Origin of the sequence: Streptomyces sp. NPDC057963, assembly GCF_042887155.1 — a bacterium.
Taxonomy (GTDB): domain Bacteria; phylum Actinomycetota; class Actinomycetes; order Streptomycetales; family Streptomycetaceae; genus Streptomyces.
In genome coordinates this window covers 306,195-325,958 of the sequence record NZ_JBHVPX010000006.1, presented here as the reverse complement: position 1 = coordinate 325,958, position 19,764 = coordinate 306,195, and the positions used below count along the sequence as shown (strand labels likewise).

Annotated in this window: 18 protein-coding genes and 1 tRNA gene; 11 read left to right on the top strand and 8 right to left on the bottom strand. The window is 68.0% G+C overall.

The window, feature by feature from the left end; all coding sequences use genetic code 11:
- The first annotated feature begins 264 nt into the window (after window positions 1-264).
- From ACFVT1_RS17020 to ACFVT1_RS16975, 10 genes are all read left to right on the top strand, one after another.
- Window positions 265-708 carry a hypothetical protein gene (locus tag ACFVT1_RS17020; RefSeq protein ID WP_389796204.1) on the top strand — a complete coding sequence of 148 codons (444 nt, stop codon included), beginning with the start codon at window positions 265-267 and terminating at the stop codon, window positions 706-708.
- A 71-nt stretch (window positions 709-779) separates the two neighbouring features.
- Entirely contained in the window at window positions 780-1,718 is a 939-nt protein-coding gene (locus tag ACFVT1_RS17015) for an isocitrate lyase/phosphoenolpyruvate mutase family protein (RefSeq protein WP_389795893.1), read from the top strand.
- Window positions 1,715-1,867 (top strand): hypothetical protein, encoded by a 153-nt coding sequence (locus ACFVT1_RS17010; RefSeq protein ID WP_389795892.1) that lies wholly within the window; start codon window positions 1,715-1,717, stop codon window positions 1,865-1,867. Before ACFVT1_RS17015 ends, ACFVT1_RS17010 begins: the two co-directional genes overlap by 4 nt.
- Window positions 1,864-2,739: a PaaX family transcriptional regulator C-terminal domain-containing protein gene (locus ACFVT1_RS17005; RefSeq protein ID WP_389795890.1), complete on the top strand. Its 876-nt coding sequence runs from the start codon at window positions 1,864-1,866 to the stop codon at window positions 2,737-2,739. The genes ACFVT1_RS17010 and ACFVT1_RS17005 overlap by 4 nt, the downstream gene beginning before the upstream one ends.
- A gap of 568 nt (window positions 2,740-3,307) precedes the next feature.
- Window positions 3,308-3,976 (top strand): Crp/Fnr family transcriptional regulator, encoded by a 669-nt coding sequence (locus ACFVT1_RS17000; protein WP_389795889.1) that lies wholly within the window; start codon window positions 3,308-3,310, stop codon window positions 3,974-3,976.
- A gap of 134 nt (window positions 3,977-4,110) precedes the next feature.
- On the top strand, window positions 4,111-4,875 hold the full coding sequence (locus ACFVT1_RS16995; RefSeq protein ID WP_389795888.1) for a hypothetical protein: 765 nt from the start codon (window positions 4,111-4,113) through the stop codon (window positions 4,873-4,875).
- On the top strand, window positions 4,868-7,144 hold the full coding sequence (locus ACFVT1_RS16990; RefSeq protein WP_389795887.1) for a hypothetical protein: 2,277 nt from the start codon (window positions 4,868-4,870) through the stop codon (window positions 7,142-7,144). The genes ACFVT1_RS16995 and ACFVT1_RS16990 overlap by 8 nt, the downstream gene beginning before the upstream one ends.
- Window positions 7,141-8,214, top strand: a complete 1,074-nt coding sequence (locus tag ACFVT1_RS16985) for a hypothetical protein (protein WP_389795885.1) — start codon at window positions 7,141-7,143, stop codon at window positions 8,212-8,214. Before ACFVT1_RS16990 ends, ACFVT1_RS16985 begins: the two co-directional genes overlap by 4 nt.
- Window positions 8,207-9,652, top strand: a complete 1,446-nt coding sequence (locus ACFVT1_RS16980; protein WP_389795883.1) for a DUF4407 domain-containing protein — start codon at window positions 8,207-8,209, stop codon at window positions 9,650-9,652. The genes ACFVT1_RS16985 and ACFVT1_RS16980 overlap by 8 nt, the downstream gene beginning before the upstream one ends.
- A gap of 86 nt (window positions 9,653-9,738) precedes the next feature.
- On the top strand, window positions 9,739-10,278 hold the full coding sequence (locus ACFVT1_RS16975; RefSeq protein ID WP_389795881.1) for a Pycsar system effector family protein: 540 nt from the start codon (window positions 9,739-9,741) through the stop codon (window positions 10,276-10,278).
- A 953-nt stretch (window positions 10,279-11,231) separates the two neighbouring features.
- On the opposite strand, the gene ACFVT1_RS16970 is transcribed toward ACFVT1_RS16975, so the two are convergent.
- From ACFVT1_RS16970 to ACFVT1_RS16955, 4 genes are all read right to left on the bottom strand, one after another.
- A tRNA-Arg gene (locus ACFVT1_RS16970) sits at window positions 11,232-11,307 on the bottom strand.
- Window positions 11,308-11,539: 232 nt separating this feature from the next.
- A complete protein-coding gene (locus tag ACFVT1_RS16965) occupies window positions 11,540-12,985 on the bottom strand; it encodes a hypothetical protein (RefSeq protein ID WP_389795879.1) in 1,446 nt (481 codons plus the stop codon).
- Between the two features lie 83 nt (window positions 12,986-13,068).
- Window positions 13,069-13,983 (bottom strand): hypothetical protein, encoded by a 915-nt coding sequence (locus tag ACFVT1_RS16960; RefSeq protein ID WP_389795877.1) that lies wholly within the window; start codon window positions 13,981-13,983, stop codon window positions 13,069-13,071.
- Between the two features lie 222 nt (window positions 13,984-14,205).
- Window positions 14,206-15,093 carry a hypothetical protein gene (locus ACFVT1_RS16955; protein WP_389795876.1) on the bottom strand — a complete coding sequence of 296 codons (888 nt, stop codon included), beginning with the start codon at window positions 15,091-15,093 and terminating at the stop codon, window positions 14,206-14,208.
- Window positions 15,094-15,295: 202 nt separating this feature from the next.
- On the opposite strand from ACFVT1_RS16955, the gene ACFVT1_RS16950 reads away from it, so the two are divergent.
- A complete protein-coding gene (locus tag ACFVT1_RS16950) occupies window positions 15,296-15,658 on the top strand; it encodes a helix-turn-helix domain-containing protein (RefSeq protein WP_389795874.1) in 363 nt (120 codons plus the stop codon).
- A gap of 227 nt (window positions 15,659-15,885) precedes the next feature.
- On the opposite strand, the gene ACFVT1_RS16945 is transcribed toward ACFVT1_RS16950, so the two are convergent.
- The 4 genes from ACFVT1_RS16945 to ACFVT1_RS16930 form a co-directional block, all read right to left on the bottom strand.
- A complete protein-coding gene (locus ACFVT1_RS16945; protein WP_389795873.1) occupies window positions 15,886-16,545 on the bottom strand; it encodes a hypothetical protein in 660 nt (219 codons plus the stop codon).
- A gap of 518 nt (window positions 16,546-17,063) precedes the next feature.
- On the bottom strand, window positions 17,064-17,210 hold the full coding sequence (locus tag ACFVT1_RS16940; protein WP_389795872.1) for a hypothetical protein: 147 nt from the start codon (window positions 17,208-17,210) through the stop codon (window positions 17,064-17,066).
- Window positions 17,211-17,386: 176 nt separating this feature from the next.
- Window positions 17,387-17,842, bottom strand: coding sequence for a hypothetical protein (locus ACFVT1_RS16935; protein ID WP_389795870.1), 456 nt, complete (start codon window positions 17,840-17,842; stop codon window positions 17,387-17,389).
- Window positions 17,843-17,937: 95 nt separating this feature from the next.
- Window positions 17,938-19,761, bottom strand: coding sequence for an alpha/beta hydrolase (locus ACFVT1_RS16930; protein ID WP_389795868.1), 1,824 nt, complete (start codon window positions 19,759-19,761; stop codon window positions 17,938-17,940).
- Window positions 19,762-19,764 lie beyond the last annotated feature (3 nt).

The window sequence follows — 19,764 nt, the reverse complement described above, 5'->3', positions numbered from 1 at the left end:
GAGGCGCGTGGCGAGGTACGTGACGTGCCTGATGCAACCGTTGCAACCGATGTGCCTGGCGTGCCTGGCGGTGCTTCGGCAGCCGGTGCTGGCGACGTGCTCGGTGCGCTTGAGGGCGCTCCGGTGACTGATGCCTACGGCGCATTCGACGACGCCTGTGACGTACGTGACGCCAGTGACACCCGTGGCGCCCCCGACGTACTCGATGTACTCGACGACGTCCCGGTGACCGATGCCCGCGACCCCGCGCGGATCCTGGCGGCCATGGTCGACCACGTCCTGGCCCTCGCCGTGACCTGGACCGCTTGGGACGGCCGGCCCGTCGCCGCCGATGACCGCGTCTACACCCCGCACAAGGCGATCCGCCGCGTCGCCGACCACATGGTCGACCATCTCGCGGAGATGGAGGCCCGGCTCGCCGGCGAGGAGACGCAGCCCGACCACTGGCACGCTTCGGCGACCACCACCGCGGCGGATCTCGCCCCGTTCACCGGGGCCGACCTCGACGAGGCGCGCAGCCGGCTCACCCGACTGGGCAGGATCTGGGTGAACCGTCTGGACGCCCTGACGCCGGACCAGCTCGACCGTTCGCCCGGAAAGGGGTGGACGTTCCGCCAACTCGCCTTCCACCTGGAGGAGTCGGTGTACTACGCGGACTCCGTGGGGGATCTGGGAGCGAACGGCCCGACCGGGAGCCCGAAGCCATGAAGCCCGAAGCCATGACGCCCGAAGCTGTGACGCCCGCTGCCGTGACGCCTGAAGCTGCGACGCCCGGTGTCATGGCGCCCGAAGCTGCGACGCCCGACGCAAGGACGCCCGCTGCCGTAACCCCCGATGCCCTGACGACCACTCCCGCCGCCGCCTTCGCCGCCTTCGCCGACCTGCATCGCGCGGGCGCCTCGCCGTTCCTGATCCCCAACGCGTGGGACCACGCCTCGGCGTCCGCCCTCGCCGCGCAGGGCTTCCCGGCCATCGGCACGACCAGCCTCGGCGTGGCGGCCGCGGTGGGGCTGCCGGACGGTGCGGGAGCGACCCGGGCGGAGACGCTGCTGCTGGCCCGGCGGCTCGGGCCGGGCCCGTACCTGCTCTCCGTGGACGCCGAGTCCGGGTTCAGCGACGACCCCGACGAGGTGGCCGGACTGGCCCGCGAGCTGGCGGACGCCGGGGCGGTCGGCATCAACCTGGAGGACGGCCGCCACGACGGCACCCTCGCTCCGGTGGCCCTGCACGCGGCGAAGGTCGCGGCGGTGAAGGCTGCCGTACCGGACCTCTTCGTCAACGCCCGCACGGACACGTACTGGCTGGGCGGCGGCCGGGCGGGGGAGGAGACGGCGCACCGGCTCCACGCGTACGAACAGGCGGGCGCGGACGGTGTGTTCGTGCCGGGGCTGGCCGATCCGGCCGTGATCGCCGCCCTGGTGAAGCGGCTCGCGACACCGCTCAACATTCTCTACACACCGTCCGGCCCCACGGTCCCCCAGCTCGGTGACCTGGGTGTGCGCCGGGTGAGTCTCGGCTCGCTGCTGTTCCGGACGGCACTCGGCGCCGCGACGGAGGCAGCGGCGGACATCCGGGCGGGCCGCCCGGTAGCCGGTCGGGGGCCTACGTACGCGCAGGTGCAGGCTCTGTCCGGTCCGGCGCACGCGGTGCGAAGGCCGCCAGGGAACGGGGTGGCGGCGACTGACACGGCCGCCGGAGGAATCGACGCCGGTCGATGAGGAAGCCGCCGGCGAACAGGGCCCCGGGGCACGGTTTCACCGCGGCGTGCACCGAGCGGACGCCCTACCTGCGCGACCTGCTGGGCTTCTCGGCGGTCACGACCATGTACCGTCCGGTCACGGTGGCGGACGGCCGGGAGGAACGATGAACGCCGGAAGAAGAATCAGGGTGGAGGTTCCGACCCGTCTGCTGGTGCACGCCCTCGTGCGCGAGGACGGAACGGTGGACGCCGGAGAGCTCTACACGGTCGCCGGCCTGCTCGGCATGACCGACCAGCAGGTGAGGCTGTGCGTCAAACGCCTCGCGGCCGAGGGCCGGTTCACCCACGAGGGCCGCGGACGCAAGGCCGTACTGCGGGCCGTCGAGGACGCCACGGGCTCTCTCGCCCCGGACGCCGACTACGTACGTCACGCCTATCGCCAGGACCGGGGACTCGCCCCGTGGGACGGCACCTGGCACCTGTTCGCCTTCGCCGTCCCCGAGGCCAGACGAGCCGCCCGCGACGCCCTCCGCGACCACCTCCTCCGGCTGGGCGCCGCACCCGTCCAGGGCGGCTTCTACGCGAGCGCCAACCCCGTCGAGCCGCTCGTCGAGGCCGCGGCGCGACGCCTTGGCGTCCTGGCCGCCGTCACCTTCCTCACCAGCTCCGACCTGCGCCTGGGTACCGTCCACGAGCCGGGCGACCTGGCGGCGGCCCTCTGGCCGCTGAAGGAGATCGGAGACCGGTACGAACGGCTCGCCGACCTCGCCGAGTCCTGCCTCGCCGAGATCGGCGGCGGCCGGGCGCTGTCCGGCGCCGAGCAACTGACCATGGCCGTCGAACTCGCGGCGGAGTTCAGCCGCGCGATGGAGCCGGACCCCCTGCTGCCGCCCGAACTGCTCCCCCGGCCCTGGCCCGGCAGCCGGGCCCGGGAACTCACCGCCACCTGCTGGACCCGCCTTCTGGAGGCCCAGCTCGAAGGGGACACCTCCGCGCCCATGCCGCGCCTGTTCCGCCTGTACGGGAACGCCCTGGGCTGACCCGGAGAACGCGCACCCCCGCGCGCACAGCTCCCACGCCCTCGCGCGCACAGTTCCCGCGTCCCCGTACGCACAGCTCCCGTGCCTCTGCGCGCACAGCGCCCCCGCCGTCGGCGGGCGCCTGTGCGCGCAAGGCCGTTGGGGGTGCGAGTCCTCAGGACGGCGGACGGGGCGGAGCCGTAGCGTTGGATTGCTCGGCTTGTCAGCGCGGATGATGTCTGCCCTGGTCGGGAGCGTCGGGCTGTCGTGGCTTCGGGAGGTTTCAACAAAGGCCCAGGAAGCACGTCGGCTCCCGGGTGGCTCCCGGTGGCCTCGGTCACCGGCTGTCGAGTTCTCCAGTGTGTTGAGCGCGCGAAAGATCGCGGTGAGACCAATTCTTATTGGGAACGCGTGTTCGGTCAATTCTGGCTGAGAAGCAAGAAAACAGGCCACATCCCGTCCTGCCTGTTTGCCGGCACTCAGCTCGGCGGCAGCATGGTCAGGCTTGCACGGCGCGTTGCGCCGCGGAGTGAGATTATCGGGGGTATTGGTGAATCACGCGTGGCCACCGTCCACATTTCTCGGCCGGTTGAGGGACACGACGCGGGAAGAAATCCTGAGCCAGGGCACGCCGATGACCTATCCGCCGCATCGCGCCCTGCTCCAGCAGGGCGACGAGAGCCGGCATGTCCTGTTGATTACGAGCGGAGTCGTGAAGGTCGTCGCCAGTGCGGAGAGCGGGTACGACATGCTGCTCGCCGTCCGCATAGCGGGCGACCTGGTCGGTGAGATGGCGGCCTTCGAGGAGCGCCCCAGGTCCGGCACGGTGGTCGCGTGCGGTGACGTGACCGCGCGGATCATTCAGATGCGGGCCCTGGAGACCTTCCTCTCCCGCCACCCGGACGCCATGCGGGCCGTCCTCCACATGCTGTGCGCCCGGCTGCGCTGGGCCAACCGGCGCCGGATCGACTTCCAGGCGTACGACTCGCTGACTCGGCTGGCCAGGGTCCTGGCCGAGTTGTGCAAGGCCTACGCCCAGCCCGAGCCGGACAGCGACGGCAAGCGGCGCGACCTCGGCGTGACGCTCACGCAAAAGGAACTCGCCTCGCTGGCCGGCCTGAAGCTCAACACGGCCGAGAAGAACCTGGCCGCGCTGGCGGCTCAAGGGCTGGTGGAACGCAGTTACCGAAACATAACCATCTGTGATGTTCCGAAGTTGCTCGAATTCGCCAAAGTCATGGCTGACAACCCGTACTGATACGGGATCACTTCGCGCACCTTCTCCTAGCCTCTGGACAGCACTTCGTGGGCAGTTTCTGCCCATCACCTGCCCAGAGAGGAAATGATCGGGTGGCTGCGTGGCCTGATTTCTATCCCTGTACCTGCATCGCCGTGGACGCACAGGGCTACGGAAGCAACAACGACCGTAGACAGTCCGAAATCCAGCACGATCTGCCGCGGCTTCTCGACGGTGCCGCCAGGCGTGCCGGCCTGGACCGCGCGGAGTGGCAGATCCAGTACAAGGGCGACGAGCAGCTGGCGGTACGGCCCCTCGACGGCAAGGAACCGCGTCTGGTCGACGACTACATCCGCCAACTCGTCGCCGAGCTGCGCGAGTACAACGCCCAGCGAGTTCCCGAGGCCCGTATGCGGCTGCGGGCCGTCATCCACCAGGGACTGGTGGAGCTGGCCGACAACGGCTTCGCCGGTACGGCCGTAGTGGCCACGGCGCGCCTGCTGAACGCGCGTCCGCTCTACGACGCGCTGGCCGCACACCCCGGGGCCGACCTGGCGCTGCTGTTGTCCGACGAGGTCTTCCGTTCCACGGTGGCGGGGCGTCACACGACCCTGGCTCCCAGGGACTTCACCCGCGTCACCGTCCAGGTGAAGGAGTACGAGGCCACGGCCTGGCTGCGCGTGCCCGAGCCCGGCGCACCGGCCGCCTCACACGAGCCCAGGACCGCGGAGCCGGGGGGTGCCGAGAGCCCGGCGTCGGGGGAGCCCGCCGCGGCCCGGCCCGGTCCGGCCGCCGCGGGCGGAGCCGGCGGGGCGGGGATCAGCAACGAGTACCGGGCAGACGAGATCAACGTCACCAATGTCGCCGGTTCTGTGGACGCCCGAGGCGCCGTCTTCGGCTTCAGGAGTGCCGGTGGCTGACGAACCGGACCCGGGCGAAGGGTCCGCCGTACCGCCCGTACCCGCTCTCGACGAGGGCGTCGCGCCGCCCGCGCCGGACAACGTCGGTGGCGCGCCGGAATCCGGGGAGGACGACCTCGGCCCGGATGCTGGACCGGGTGCGGCTCCCGAGCGGTGTCCGGAGGCGGACGAACGAGAGGAGGACGACCGGGGCTACGACGATCTGCGCCGCGTCCACCAGCTCGTCAACAACAACTTCTACGGCGTCGTCGACGCCTCTGGAGCGGCGTTCGGCTTCGACTCCGTCTCGTCCCCCGGTCTCGCCCCCGGCACCATCGAGCCCCAGGAGGTGGACCGCGCCCTGCGGTTCTACATCCCGCCGCGGCTCTGCTTCGACGAGGCGCTCGGCAAACTCCGCGAAGACGCTTTCGTCGTGCTGACCGGTCAGGACAACTGCGGCCGGGGCGCAGGCTCCCTCGCCCTGCTCAGGGAGATCCTGGGCGAGGAGGCCGGGCTGCGCAGCCTGTCGCCCGCCAACTCCCTCGCCGAGCTGGCCGCGTCGAGGGACCTCAAGCCGGGTCGGGGGTACGTCATCCTCGACTACGTCGGCGAGCTGAATATCGAGGCCGTGCAGGCGTACTCGATCGGGCGGCTGAGCGAGGAACTGCGCCGCAAGGGGTCGTACCTGGTGATCACGGCGGGCGGCGCGACCCATCGGCGACTGGCGCTGCGGGACCACTGTGTGGCGTGGCGGGCCCCTGACCCCGTGGAGCTGTTCGAGCGCTGCAGGGAGCTGCTGCCGCACACCGCCCTGTCGCTGGACACCGAGCACGAGCTGCGGGAACGGGTCGGCGAACAGCGCCGCCCTGCGGACGTTGTCGCCGCAGCCGTGGTCCTGTCCCGGGAGGGCGCGGAAAGGGCGCTGGACACCCTGCGGGACCGGTGCCGGGAGCTGGTCCGGGAGCTGTTCCGCAAGCAGCCGTCCGCGGACGACCTGATCCCGCTCGCGGCCCTGGCCTTTCTGGAGGGTATTCCGGAGCGGACGTTCGAGAAGGAGTGCGCCGCACTCGCCGCCCACGTGCGCAACTGGGAACTCAGCGGTGAGACGCCGGCCGCGGAGCCGGACCACGAGGCCAGGGCGGCGTTGCACGGTGCGGTGGCCCACCAGTCCCGGGCCCGGTGGAAGGAGCGGGCGGTGGGGCTCGTGACCGTCGAGCACCGGTCCGGGCCGAGCCGGAACGCCGGGCGCAGCGAGCGTCATCTGGTCTTCACCGAACCCCGTGTCCGCGAGTTCGTCATCGCGGAACTGCACGACTTGTACGGCTACGAGCTCTGGTACCCGCTGCGCCGGTGGCTGGGTGAGCTGGCCCTGCTGGGCGACCTGGGTACCCGTACGGAGGTGGCCCGCGGAGTCGCGCTCCTGGCCCGGCACGCGCTCGTCGAGGTCGACGAGAACATGTTGAAGGTGTGGTCCGAAGGGCTTACCAATCAGCGAGTGACCGCCGCGCTGACGCTCCAGTTCATGTGCGACGTCGAGCATCTCGCGCCGCAGGCCCTGAACATCGCCCTGAGCTGGACGTTCAACAGCGGTCCGGGCCGGGCCGTGACGGCGGCCATGGCGTTGACGGGCCGCCTGGGCGCCCTCTACCGCCTGGAGGCCCTCAACTGGCTTTGGTTCCTGACGCAGCGCGGGGAGCGGATCGCGTCCTCGGCGCACCGCTCATTGGTCCTGCTGCTGCAGACCGCCGATCAGGACCCCGAGCGCGCGCTGTTCATCCTCCGGTACGTACGGACGGTGATCGCCAAGGCTGCGCCGGGGTCCCGGGAGCGGTCGATCGCGCTGCGGGCCGCCGTTCAGCTCCTGGAAGCCATCCGGCTGGAGGCTCCTGAACCCGTCACCGCGGCACTCCTGCGCTCCGTCCCGGACAGCGCCCGCCATCTCGGGTCCCTGTGGGCGGATGTCCTGCACAGCGGCAACCGGGGCCGGGCGGTCAGCGCGCTGTGCCGGACGCTGGTGCAACTGCGGGACGAACCGTCCGTCACCGACGCCGTACGCGAACTCGGCGAGGCGATACGGAAAGCCATGAGCGAGCGCCGGTGGGCCGCGCTGCGCCACCACCTGTCCATCGCCCTGAAGCACCCCGACTACGCGTCTCCCGGCGCCCTCCAACTGGCGCAGGTGCTCCTCGGATCGCTGCGCGGCCGAGCGCCGGCGGACTCCCGGCGCTCCACCGCGTCCCTCATATCCACCCCTCCCTTCACTTCCGCTCAAGGAGGCCGAAGCAAGTGAACTACCCCGTCATCGCCGAGCACATCCTGGCCACGGTCCAGGGCACCTGGTGGTCTCGGCGTCGCCGTCGCGACGACGTGCCGCAGCTGCCACCCGGTGCGGTCTACGTCTTCAGGGTCGGCGGGAACTACCGCCCGTTCCCCGAGGGCGTGGTGTTCGACCCGTCCCACCCCGACGTGCTCGACGCCTCCTCGGTCAGCATGGTCGACACCCGGGCGCGCCTGGTCGAGGTGGAGCGCACGCTCCCGTCTGTGAGCGAAGCGGACAACTTCACGGTGCGGGCGTCCTTCACCTGCCAGGTGACCGACCCGACCGTCATCGCCCGGCAGGGCATCATCGACGTCACCGTCCCGCTGCGCGCCTACCTGGTGGGCGACGGGGACCTGCCGAGGGTGAGCGCCGGGCACCGCGTGGAGGAGGTCAACGCGGTACGGACCGAAGTCAGTCACCGAATGACCGCCTACAGCGCGATCGTGCCGCCGCGGGTCGCGGGTATGAGCGTGGAGTTCGTCAGCGCCGAAGTGCACGCGTCGGACGACCTGCGGGACTGGGAGCAGAAGCTGCGCGACGAGCGGCGCTCGTGGGAACTGCAGCGGGGGCAGCGCGACTTCGAGACCCAGGACGCACTCCGGATCGCGGAACTGCTCTCCCAGGGATCCGACCACGTGGACGCCTTCGGCATCACACGGAAGGAGATCGACGTCACCGAGGCGGCGGCCCGTATCCATCGGATCACCGAGAAGGAGTCGGCCCGCCGTCACGAGGCCGAGACGTCGGACCGAGCCCACACGCAGGCGCGGGAGACGGCGGAGGCGCAGGTGCGCCGTGACATGCTGCTGACGCTGCTGCGGCAGATGGGCGGCAACGAGTACGTCGACTATCACCAGGTCTTGGAACAGGTCCTGCGGGAGACGGGCGGCCAGGCCGCGCCAGGCGTCGAGACCGCCGCCGGTACGACCCGCATGGTCGAGTCGGGGACGGCGCGCCCCGGCGGCACGGAAACGGGCCGGGCGAACTCGCGCGACCCGCAGGGTGGTTTCGTCAAGGACGAGGACGATCTCGTTGACTGACTTCCTGACGGACCATGTGACGGCCCCAGGCACGGCGGCGGGTGGCCGGGGCACTGGCGATGCTGCTGCTGCGCGTACTGCAAGCGGCCGGACCACCGCCCGCACTACCAAGGATGTGCCCGCCGCCCGCGCCACCGGTCACAGGGCCGTCGCCACGCGCCGCTCCGTCGACTTCGGCGCTGCGCGACGGCTGCGTGCCCTTACCGGCGTCAACGAGGAACTGCTGGCCAGGGTCAGGTACGAGCGGAGCAAGTACACAGCCCTCGGCGGGGTGGTGCTCGGCACCTCCGTCATCGCGGCGTTCTCCATGTGGAACTTCGCGACCGAGGCGCTCGGCAGGGTCTCCATAGTGGCCCTCGTCCCGACGGTCATCTGGATGCTGTTCGTGCTCAACCTCGACCGGTGGCTGGTCACTCCACAGCCCAACGCGCGGCGACGGGTCGGACCCCTCCTCACGCGCGTGCTGATCGCGCTGATGCTCGGCGCGGTGATCGCCGAGCCCCTGGTTCTGCGCATCTTCCAGACGGCCGTCGAACAACACGTCGCCGACGAACGTACGGACACGATCGACCAGTTGCGTACGAACCTGGTCCGCTGCAACCCCGTACCGTCCACGACGCAGACCGTCACGCCGGAGGGCTGCGACGAGACGTACGTCCTCTCCTTCGGCAAGACGCCCGGCGAACGGGTCGAGGAACTGACCGCCCTGCGCTCGGACGCCGCCGCCCTGCAGCAGCGGGTGGACCGGGATACCACCAGGCTGGAGGGCATCGACTCCGATGTACGGGGCGAGTGCCAGCGGCTGATCCGCACAGCGGCCACCGGCTTGTATCAGCGGACGTCCGAGTGCCTGCGTCTGCGCGACAAGGCACAGGACTATCGGACGACCCACCGCACCCATGAGAACGAGAAGCGACTGGCCCGCATGAACAGCCGCATCTCGGGGATCGAGGCCGAGCAGACCGTGTCACGCGGCGCCTTCCTCAAGGCCCGCGCCGACGGCATCGAGCGGCGGCTGGGCCAGGAGCGCGCCAAGCAGAAAGAGATCGGTGTCCTGGAACGGATGCGGGCGCTTGATCAACTCGCGGCCGGGAACCCCGTGCTGTTCGTGGGCATCTGGCTGGTCCGGCTGCTGTTCGTTCTCCTCGATGTACTCCCCGTTCTGGTGAAGTACCTGAGCGGCGAGTCCGCGTACGACCGGATGCTCACCAGCGCGAGCAACAGCGCGGTCAAGATTCACGACGAGGAGGTCCGGCTCGCCGAGCGTCGGGCCGTGGCGAACCTCGAGATCGCCCAGGACACCATCGAACAGGAGGTGCGGCGTCACCGCGCCGAGTCGGAGGCGGCGTTCCGGGAGCACAGGGCATCGATGAACATCCGCGTCCGGCAGGCGGTGAACGCGCTGGAGGACGAGATCCGCCGCTCGACGACGGTCTGACGCACCCGCCTGCACCAGGAACACAGCACCACGGCCGCCCCGCACGCCGGGGCGGCCGCCCGACACCGACGGAACGGAGGGGAAACATGACCACGCCCGGAGACGACGCCGACATGGACCCGGACATCGCCACCGCAGCGGACCGCGGCGCGGAACTCGCCCGGGTCCTGCTGTCCGAGGCCCGTGAGGAGCTCGCGAAGGCCGACAACAAGGCAGGCCTCATGCTGGCGTCCCTGGGCGCGGCCCTGACCGCCCTGCTCGGCGCGATCGGCAGCGGCGTCATCGACCTACGACAGTACGCCGTCGTCCCGCAGCTCCTCCTCTGGGCGGGCTGCGCCGCTTGCGTACCGGCACTCGTTCTGCTGGGCCTGGCCGTGACTCCACGGCTCGGAAGCCCCCGCCGCTCCCGCACTCACTACTTCGGCGACGCGAGGCTCGCGATGTCGGTCGTTCACCTGGAGCGGACAGTCCGCCGCACCGACCTCGTGTCCCGGGACCTGAGCCAACTGGCGATCCTGTCCCAGATCGCCTGGACCAAATACCGCTGCATACGCCACGCACTGGCCTGGGGCACGGCCTTCGTCGCGTTCGCACTGCTGGGCATCGTGACGGAAGCGCTGATCTAGCAGCCCAGCGGATGAGAAATGACGGGCCATCCGATCGCAACGCGCTCGGCGAGATCAGCACGCTGATGACCGCTGAGGTGCTGCCCGACCAGTCGTCCTGTGTGTCGACGAGAAGGACCCGGTCCAGGCACCGGACCGATCCCAGCCTGTGCTGCCGATGATGCCCGGGATGCCCGAGCGGCGCCGCAGACTGACGAGAAGGCGTAGGGCACGCTGGACCTACGTCCAGCGTGCCCTACGCCTCGGTGCCCCAGCTGTATTGCCCTGTGAGGTTGGGGACGCAACCCGCGTCGAAGGACTCACCGACGGCACCGGTCGACAAGTTCTTCGCCGCCACCCCGGTCGGCACGCCCGAGCCGGTGTCGTCCCACTGACCGAGAGCGCTCCACAGCGTGTTGTCCCCACGCGCTTGCGGGTGACGGCGCAGTCCGCGGCGGGGGTGAAGAGGTAGTGCCCCAGGCGAGTGCGCCGTAGGTGGTGTCCTCCTCCGCGCCGGCCACCAGGAGCGGGCCGTCAAGGGATCGGCGTACGCGCCGCGGGTACCGGCGACAGCCGTCCCCGCAGCGGTGTTGATTCCGGCGGTCACGACAAGCGTGACGGTGAGAGCGATACGGCCGAGCGCGCGCTGCCGGCGCGTGCCCGTCTGTTCGGCGGACGAATCACGAAAGAGCTCCTCCCCAAGGTAGGCGACGCAGGGGGGGCGCCCACGGAACTGCCGCTCGTCCCCGTGCGCGGGGGTGGCGGTACCAGGAGGGACCATCACACGACATCCGGTTTCGAACCTGTTCAAAGGCTGACCGCAGTCCGTCCGCGTCGGGCCACTTGCCGGACCCGCGTCGGAGTTACTCGCCGGCGGCGCGGACTTGTCAAGGATGCCGAGGCAGGGCGCTCGTCGAACGCGCGGTGGGTGAAGGTAAAGGCCCCGGACCGTGATCGGTCCGGGGCCTTTCGCCTGGTGCCCCCGGCAGGATTCGAACCTGCGACACCCGCTTTAGGAGAGCGGTGCTCTATCCCCTGAGCTACGAAGGCGGGGATCTGTAGGAAAACGTGTCCAAAACCCGGCCCGAGTGGGCGAAGGGCTTCAGGTCGGTTTGCCGACAGGGTTGCGGTGGCCTGGCCCGTGAAGGCTGGGCCACCGCCGACAGTGTAGCGGGTGGGGTGAGGTCGACACCTCGGGTTCATGACCGCGCGCCTGTGGTGTGCGAGCTGGGGTGCTGCCAGTGGATGAGGTGCAGGGGGTTGGGGCCGGGGATCCGCGGTTTCAGGCGCCGAGGGTCAGGCCGTTTCTGGCGCGGGTGATGGAGTTGTTTAGCCAGGCGTAGCCGATGTAGATGAGGAGAGCTGCTTTGGCTCCGTACGCGGGGACCCTTTCGAGGGGATAGCTCTGGTCGAATCGGGAGTGCGCCGATTCGCTGTCCTGGCGGAATCCCTTGAGACGGCGGCCGGCGGGTGTGTCGGGTGGAACCTGCCGGAGGTGTTCGGTGCGGTTGAAGCGCTTCTTTCGTGTGGTGGGGTCAACCTGGCGGTCGTCTTCGGTCTCGTCGACCCGAATGCGCACTTTGTGCTGTTTAGTGCTGCAGGGGATGGTGATGCGGTGGTAGAAGCGGGTCCGCTCGCCCTTTCGGTATTCGAGTTCCTCGACGGGGAGCGGGGTGTAGTGGGTCTGTCCGTCGACGGTGATGCGGCGTTCGCAAACCCGGGCCTCGGCGACGTAGAGGTCGTGGGTGCAGGGCCCGTCCTGGTAGCGCTCCAGGGATTGGGGTGGGAGTCTCGCGTACTGGGGGGTGAAGACGAGGAGGCCTTCGGCGATAAGCGGGGCTCGGTGGACACCTCGGAGGGCCTTGTCGTAGGTGACGGCCCGCAGACCGGGAGCGTGCTTGAGCAGGTGCTTGATCATCTTGACGAAGGCGTGGCCCTCGGCCCCGCGTTCCGGGTCTTCTTCCTCTGACTTGTGACGGATGGACTCCAGAGCCAGGATCACGCGGCTATGCGGCGTGTTCGCGAGGCGGACGGCGATGGAGAGCAGTTTGTTGCCGTAGACCACCTTGTCGCCGCCTTCGGTGGTGAGTCCCGCGTCCGGGTCGACACGGTGACTGCGGATCTCTCCGGTCTTCTCGTCCACGGTTTCGTGCTCGGTGTGGGAGGAGGGAGGCTCCGCGACGGTGGCATCGCCGTGCACTACGTGGTGACGCTCGGGGTGGATGCGGCTCACCCGCGTGGCTGGCTCTTGCATCATTCCGTGGTCGAGGGCCTGCTGGATCCACAGATCGCGGCTGACGTCTCGTACATGTTCCCAGACGGGCTTGAGGCGCTGATGGAAGTAGTAGTTCCAGTTGGCGCGGGAAGGGCCGATGGGTTTGAGATTGTCGGCGGCTTCCTCCCCCATATGGGTGCGGATGGCGAGCCGTACCTGGTCCCACCACACGGGGTCCTGCAGGTGGCTGGCGGTGGATCTAGCGGATCGGAACAGTGAGATCGAGCAGAGGAAGATCAGGTACACGACTGGCGGGTAGTGGGCGGGTCTGCCGACCTCGCTCGGGCCGGGTAGTAAGGCGGCTGCGGTGTAGAGGTCGGGGTTGTTCAGCAGGTACTCGAACCGCTTGTTCCAGGTGAGCGCGGGTGCTTCGGGGCCTCGTGGCGGCGGTCGGTCGGTCTTTGCTCCGAAGACGTCGTCGGGGATGGCGCCGTAAACGTACCCGGGAGTCATGCCCGAGGGTTTCCCTTTGGCCTTCCGGGGCCTTTTCTGTGGCGCGGGCTTGCAGCCATTCGTGGACTTGTTCGAATTGCCGCTCATTTCGCGCCCTCGCCGTTCTGCCACGCGAGCCCGGCAAGGGCTGCCGCGGAGTCGAGAGACGACAGGCCCAGGCGGCGGGCGACCTCGGATAGTTGTCCGGTTTCGCGAAGGATCTGCCCGGCGACGTAGCGGGTGATGTCCCGCGGTTCGACCTTCCGGCTGTGGGTGGCAAGCCCGGCATTGCGGGCGATGTCGTTGAACCCGGCGCCGACACTGGCTTGGGCGCCGTTCCGTGAGGATCTGGTGCTGGTGACCAGCCGGTGGGGGCCGTTTCCGCCGCACTCCAGGCGGGCGGCGCGCAGGCCCAGGACGTGGACGGCCCACTCGGTGAGTGGGCAGGTCCGGGCGTGAGTGTGGGTTCCGCCGAGGGTGTTCACCTCGGCGGCGGACAGATCGAGATCGGTGGTGTCGGCGGCGGCGGTCTCCGCACTGTTCAAACCAGCCAGCAGCAGTGCGAGGAGGGCGGCGTGCCGTGTTGCGGGCATGCCGCGCTCGGCGTGGAACTGCAGGTTCTCGACGTCCCGCTCCGTCAGGCCGGCTCCCGGCTTGCGGGGGCTGCGCTTGATCGGAGGGGAGTCGAGAAGAGGTGCTGCTTTGGTCAGCCCCAGGGATCGGGCGTGTGCGAACAGCGAGGTGATCGCGGAGCGTCGTTGTCGGCGGGTACTGCCTGCCGGGATCAGCGTGATGGTGTTGCGCCGGTTGAGTCCGGGAGCGGCGATGAACGCCTCGGTCAAGCCCGACGTCACACCGTCCATACGACTGACGCAATGGGCGTCCGCGTAGCGTTCGAATCGCTCGCTGACCTGGATGTAGAGATCGACTGTCTCGATGCTCAACTCACCGGCCGCAGCCTCGTGCAGCCACACGCGGCTGACCTCCAGTAGGGCTTCCCTGATCGACGCCCTAGCCACGGTGGCCTGCCAGGGTGAGCGGGTATCGGGCGGGTGAATCATCAGCATGGGTGTGCGCGATCGCGCTACCGTTGGCAGCGTTCCTCGCATTGTGTGAGGGCATGCCGAAGCCCCTTCCTGCACGGCTGCGCCGCGCGGGTCGATGGGTGACGGTGGGGGTCCGGCGGCGCCAACCCGGGCAAGGGATGAAGGCGCTGCCGGACCGTTCTATGTCCGGGGGTTCTAGACGACAGGGCGGCTCCGGAGTTTCGCGGTGAGTGTGGCCACGGCTCGCAAGTGGCCGTGCAGGGCGAGTACTTCCTCCGCGGTGAGGCGTGTCAGATCCGCCAGCAGTACGGGCGGGAGAAGGAGTGAGAGGAGGTCATCGTCACCGAAGCCGCTCCCGGCCTGTGAGTTGCCAGCAGCCTCGCGGCGCGGAGGTGGGACTCTTGCCTCCTCCGGCCCGTCCCCGTTGCCTGCTCCGCTCGCCGACTCGGAGCCGGACTCGCAGTCGTCCTCCTCCTGCTCGGTCGGCGGTGGCCTGTGGGGCTGGGGATCGCCTTCCGCTCGGTCATCGAAGAGGGTGTCCTGGGGCTGACGTTCGGCTTCTGTCTCCTCCGGAGCAGTGTCGCCCGCATGAGGGGCCGACTTCGCGTTGTGCGCGTAGCAGGGGCCTTCGTACCAGTTCAGGCATCCGTTCCCATCCGGGACGACCATGCCCACAGCCACCAGAAGATCCAGAAGAATATGGGCCTGCGGAATGCGGTTCTCCTTAGCCCGCGCGGCCAGAAGCAGCTTGGCAACCAGACCCTCGCGTGGCATGGGCCCATGTCCCAGCCGCTCGCGCATGGCGCGCCCGAACCACTGCCCTCTCCAACTGCTACGCAGGGCTCCCAGCCCCGCTTCGTCGCTCTTCTTGAACGCCCGGGCAACCGCGCGGCCTTTCGGGCTCGGCAGGTACATCGTTTGTTTGTGCGCCGTGACGAACAGGCCAGTCTTGACCGCGAAGACCGGAACGAGTCCACAGTTCTTCGGGGAGAAACCGGTGGCCTCCGCCAACTGGGCGGCACCCACGGGCACCGTCGACAAACACCCCGCTCTGATCACGGCCACCTGCTGGTCGGCGCGCATCTTGCGGGTAGGCATCAACTTCTCGTCGGGCGCCAGCAGGGAACGTCCCGTACTCACAGCACCTCACCTCCATTTTGCTGAGCAGTCACCTGCGGAACTTTCTGAATGCGGACATAGCTATGACTCGACAACCCTCTTGCTGTTTTAATAGCAGCCCTGGTCGGGGTACGCATGTCGCTGCCCCGTCCGCCACACTGGTCGCGTGGCTGGAGGAACGAGACGTGGAAAGAAGCCGTGGGAGTACGCCATGGCCGGCGACTGGCCGTACGCGGTGATGGACGGCTACCGTCCTGCGCAGGTTGGCCAGGCGATTGCCCGTGCGCTCGCGGAAGCCATGGAGCGCAAGGGGCTGAGCGCGAACGCGCTTGCAGCGGCTTCGGGGGTCAACCGGCAGGTCATTTCCAACGTTCTCGCCGGCTCCACATGGCCCGACCTGCTGACGGTGGCCAGCCTTGAGGACACCCTGGGCGAGATGCTCTGGCCCCGTCACGTGGACTGGCCGCACGACGAGAACGGGGTCCGCCAGCAGCCCCTGCCGCCCCAACTGAACCGCGACGCGGAATAGCCCTCTTCCGCCCTGTGCGTTCCGTGTCGAAGACGAGTATGAAATGAGCATGCCTGTCCGATCTCCCGATAGGGGGAATCTGGCCGGACAGCCCTCATGCGGGCAGGTGTGACCCGCTAACGTGAGGGAAGGCGGCTCAGCCGCGCTGGAGACCGCCGCCCTCACCTAGGCGTTGGCCGCGAATCCTTGGCCGGGTGTGGGGCGGCGGTCGCTCATGTGGGCGCCGTCTAGGCGGCCTCCCATTCGGCAGCCAGCAGGAACGCACAACGTTGGCCACCACCGTCACGCGTCTTGTGCAGAACGTTCCGCTTGGCCAGGGAGTCGAGCAGGGCCCGGGCGCGGTTGTGAGAGTCCTGTTCCTGCGCCTGGTCCAAACCCTCCAGCCGCACAGCGATGTCCTTCGGCGTCCAGCGCCGATCGGGTTCGAGTGTGACGATCCGCATCACCGCGACAGATCGCTCTCCGTGGATACGGATCGGTGCCGTGTCTGGTTCTGGCTCAGTGGCAGCCTGCGGAGCCGCATCATCTGTCGGGTCCTTTGGCGCAGAGGGACACTCCGAGGGAGGGTCTTCCTCGTGATCCGCGGCAGTGCAGGCGTCGTGCGGCCCTGCCTGCGACTCCTCGGATGCCTGGCGCAGGCCGGTTCCCGCTTCCACGGCGGTGCGGAGTGCCTCGAGAACGCGTTCTGCGCCTTCGCGCTTGCCGGCGGCTTCAGCGCGTTCAGCCCTGGTCTGTTCGATCTGCGCCTGGAGCGCTGCGATGCCTGCCGTAAGCCGGGCCAGGTGCTCGTCCTTCGAGGCGACGAGAGCATCGCACTCGCGGAGCATCGCCTCCATGTCCAGGGCGACCCAGTCTGCGGACGGCGTGGGACCGTCGATCAGGCTCATGGCATCACATTAGGGGTGCCGCTATCGTCCCGGCTGACTGTTAGGGGCAGGAGCACACCATCGAGTGGATCCTGATCTCTCCCTGACGACAGCTGACCGGGCTGAAGCATCTGAAGCACCCAGGCCAGCTGGCTCAAGTCGGTTGAGTCAGCTACTCAATGGGGTCCGTGCCAACAACTGTGACAGTCCTCCAGAGCGGATGTGGATGGGGGGGCTTGGAGCACGCCCGTGAGGGCTGCGAAGTCGTATTCAGGTGACGCTTATAGCTTGACGTTCTGCGTAGGAGAGATGGGCTGGATCCCGACTTGGCAACTACAGCAGCTCCTGCAGGGCATCGTATTGCGCACTCACCCGATGGCCATTTGCTGTGGTGCAGCACCGTCCGTACCGTCTTGCCCGCGAGGAACCTGATGACGAACCGGAGTGCTGAGTCGGGCCAGTTCCGGAAGACGATCGACCAGTTCCAATCTGCGTGGCCTTGACGCTGCGAGTGTGTACCCCCACGGCGTGCACGTGGCTCAGATCACGCGCCGCCACTCCTCGTCGCCCTGGAGCAGGACATCCTGGACGGCCACCGGCGAGCTGTTGACTGAACCTTCGCGTTCATCGAACTGCTGCCGGACGGTGCGGCTCGCGTCGGCTCGCGAACGCCTCCTCCCGGTCATCGACCGCACCCGCACTCAGGTCGATCAGTGTCTGAAGCAGGAGATCAGCTACTGGTACGCCCAGGCGGCAAGTTGGAGCAGGACTCGGCTGAGGGTAAGCGGATCTGGCACCAGCCGGAGCACGCGCGGTCGTGGGCTGAGGAACTTGAGATCTGCCGCATATGCCGCGTGCCGCGTCAGTTCGAGAGGGGCGCGTCGCTCGACCAGAACGTCGACTTCACGTTCGGCGCCGGCAACTCCTGCTTCGAGTAGTCGGGACCGTTCGGCTTGCTGGTCGGCGGAGCAACCTCGGACTTCTCCACACACGGGGTGGTGACGCTCACGTGGGCCTGGCCGGTGGTCCCGATCAGAACTTCGAGTTGGAAGCCGTCCTGGGTCTCGAAGTTGGCCGCTAGCCCGTTCGGACTCGTGGCGAGGAGCTTGTAGCCCTTTCCTTTCCAGTGGCGTTCCAGCACGCCGAGGAAGCCCCCACGCCGTTCAGCAGAGATGATCGTCATGACGGAACGCTCGCGGTCCACGTAGCAGTCACCCGGCATGGAGTACCTGTGTGTCCACTGAACGGGGGGCTTGATGGACGCAAACGTCTCGTCCAGAATCGTGTCCGCCCTGTCGGCCGCCTCTTGCATGTTCATCTTTGATTGGCCTCCCTTGGTTGAGGACGCGGTACCTGTCGCGCCGCATCCGGAAAGAAGCAGAGTCAGTACTGCGGCTACTGCAAACCTTTTCCTCATCGCGGCGTCTCCCTCGTGACGTATCCCGGCTGTCCTGCGACAATGGCAGCGATGTTTCGCGCAGAGACCCTGTCCTTCCCTTCTTCTGGAGAGAAGTAATTGCTATGGGCTTCGATATCCAACTTCGAGTCCAGCACGTTGGGGAAGGAAGGCTGAACCACCTCCGGTCCAGGCAAGGTCTCGAATCTGTTGGCGCCGAACGCCTTGCTTGCCGGATCCTTGCCGAACCAGATGTCGTCGTCACCCTGGTCGGCAATTTCTGCCATGAGGTACGCGCCAGGCGGCCCTCCTCCGAGGAGCCCCATGGTTCCGGCCAAAGCTTCCATTTTCGAAGGGAGTTTGGTGACGATGTCGTTCTCGGCCGCTCCCACCCAGACGTGCTCCTTGCCTACGCCCAGGTCTTCCGCCCTGTCGACGCCAACGCCGGGACTTCCGACGAGGATGATGTCGTCAGCCCCCGGAATCCCTCCTGGCTCCTGTGCGGCGGCCCCCACCAGTCGAGAGCCATAGGAATGTCCAATGGCGGTGATATGGGAATCGGTGTTCTCATTGGTTGCCGAAATTCCACTCATGAAACTGTTGTACGCGGGAGCGCCGCGCTCGGCGTCGACCGTAGTCATCACATCGATCGATTGGGGGGCATCGTAACCTAGCCATACGATCGCGGATGAGGAGGGGTCAATATCCTGGGCGCCCGTTGCTGTTTCGAAGGCGCGTTTCACTGTGCCGTCGGCAAAATCGGCGTTGAATTTAGTGCCCAAGCCGGGCACATAAGCCGAGACGTTCTTTGAGGTGTCAGGGTTTCCGAAGGCGACGATCGCCCTCCCGTTTCCTTCGAGACCAATTCCGAGGAGGAACATCGGCGGCTGGCTTCCCGAGTTGAGCTTGTTCTGGATACCTTTCAGTCCGCCGAGCTTGTCTATGGAAGCCTCGTCGTGCCGGCCTTCCAACTGTGCGATGAGAAGGTGGATGTTCTCCCGGTTCACCTCGTCCCGGACCGCTGACGGGATGCCGTCCAAGTTGCCGATGACTTCCGGAAAGGCCGTCCTGTACTCCTCGCGCTCCTCGTTGCTGAGGCTGTCCCACCACTCCTTGCGGTCGGCCGGCGACTTGTCCAACGGGATCTGATCCTGAAGGTATTTGCTGGCGGCCGAACTGACAGCGTCGACATCGTCTGCCACATTTGCCCACGTCTTGGTGTCGACGTTCAGCCCCGGTGCCGCCTTGAGCTTGCGCAGTGCCTTGCTGTACCGATCGTCGATCTCCTGGGCTTCCCGTACGGCGTGGGCGATGCGGTCGGCGATGTCCACGGCTTTGGCGTGGTGTGGGTTCGGGTTCTTGAGCCGAGCGTCGCTCGGTAGCAGTCCCGGCGATTGGAAATTTGTGTTGTTGCCCGTGATTACGTAGGTGTTGCCCAGGACCGTGCCGCCAGCGATCGGCTCACCGGTGAGCTCGCTCTTACCGCCGGCGGGATACGTGACGGTGCCGTCTTCGTTCACGGAGTATGCCAGCGTGGCCGCATCGTCCAGTGCCTCAGTCAGGCGCCGCTTTGGAGCAGTGATTTCGGACGAGAAGCCGTCGAGAGCTCCGTTGATCAGACTGCACTCGACCTGGGTGTAGTGGAAGTTCTCCGACAGCTTCCGCAACTGCTTGAGCGCCGCGTCCGCAGCCTCGCCCGCGTTGGCCTTCCGCATGGCCGCGGTAATCTGGTTGTCGATGCGGTCCTTGGCCGAGTCGGCCATGGCGCTGATCGCACGGTACCCGTCCGCTGCTTCCGCGTACTCGGTCGGTTTGAGGGCCTTGAGCGTCAGGTGGTCCATTCT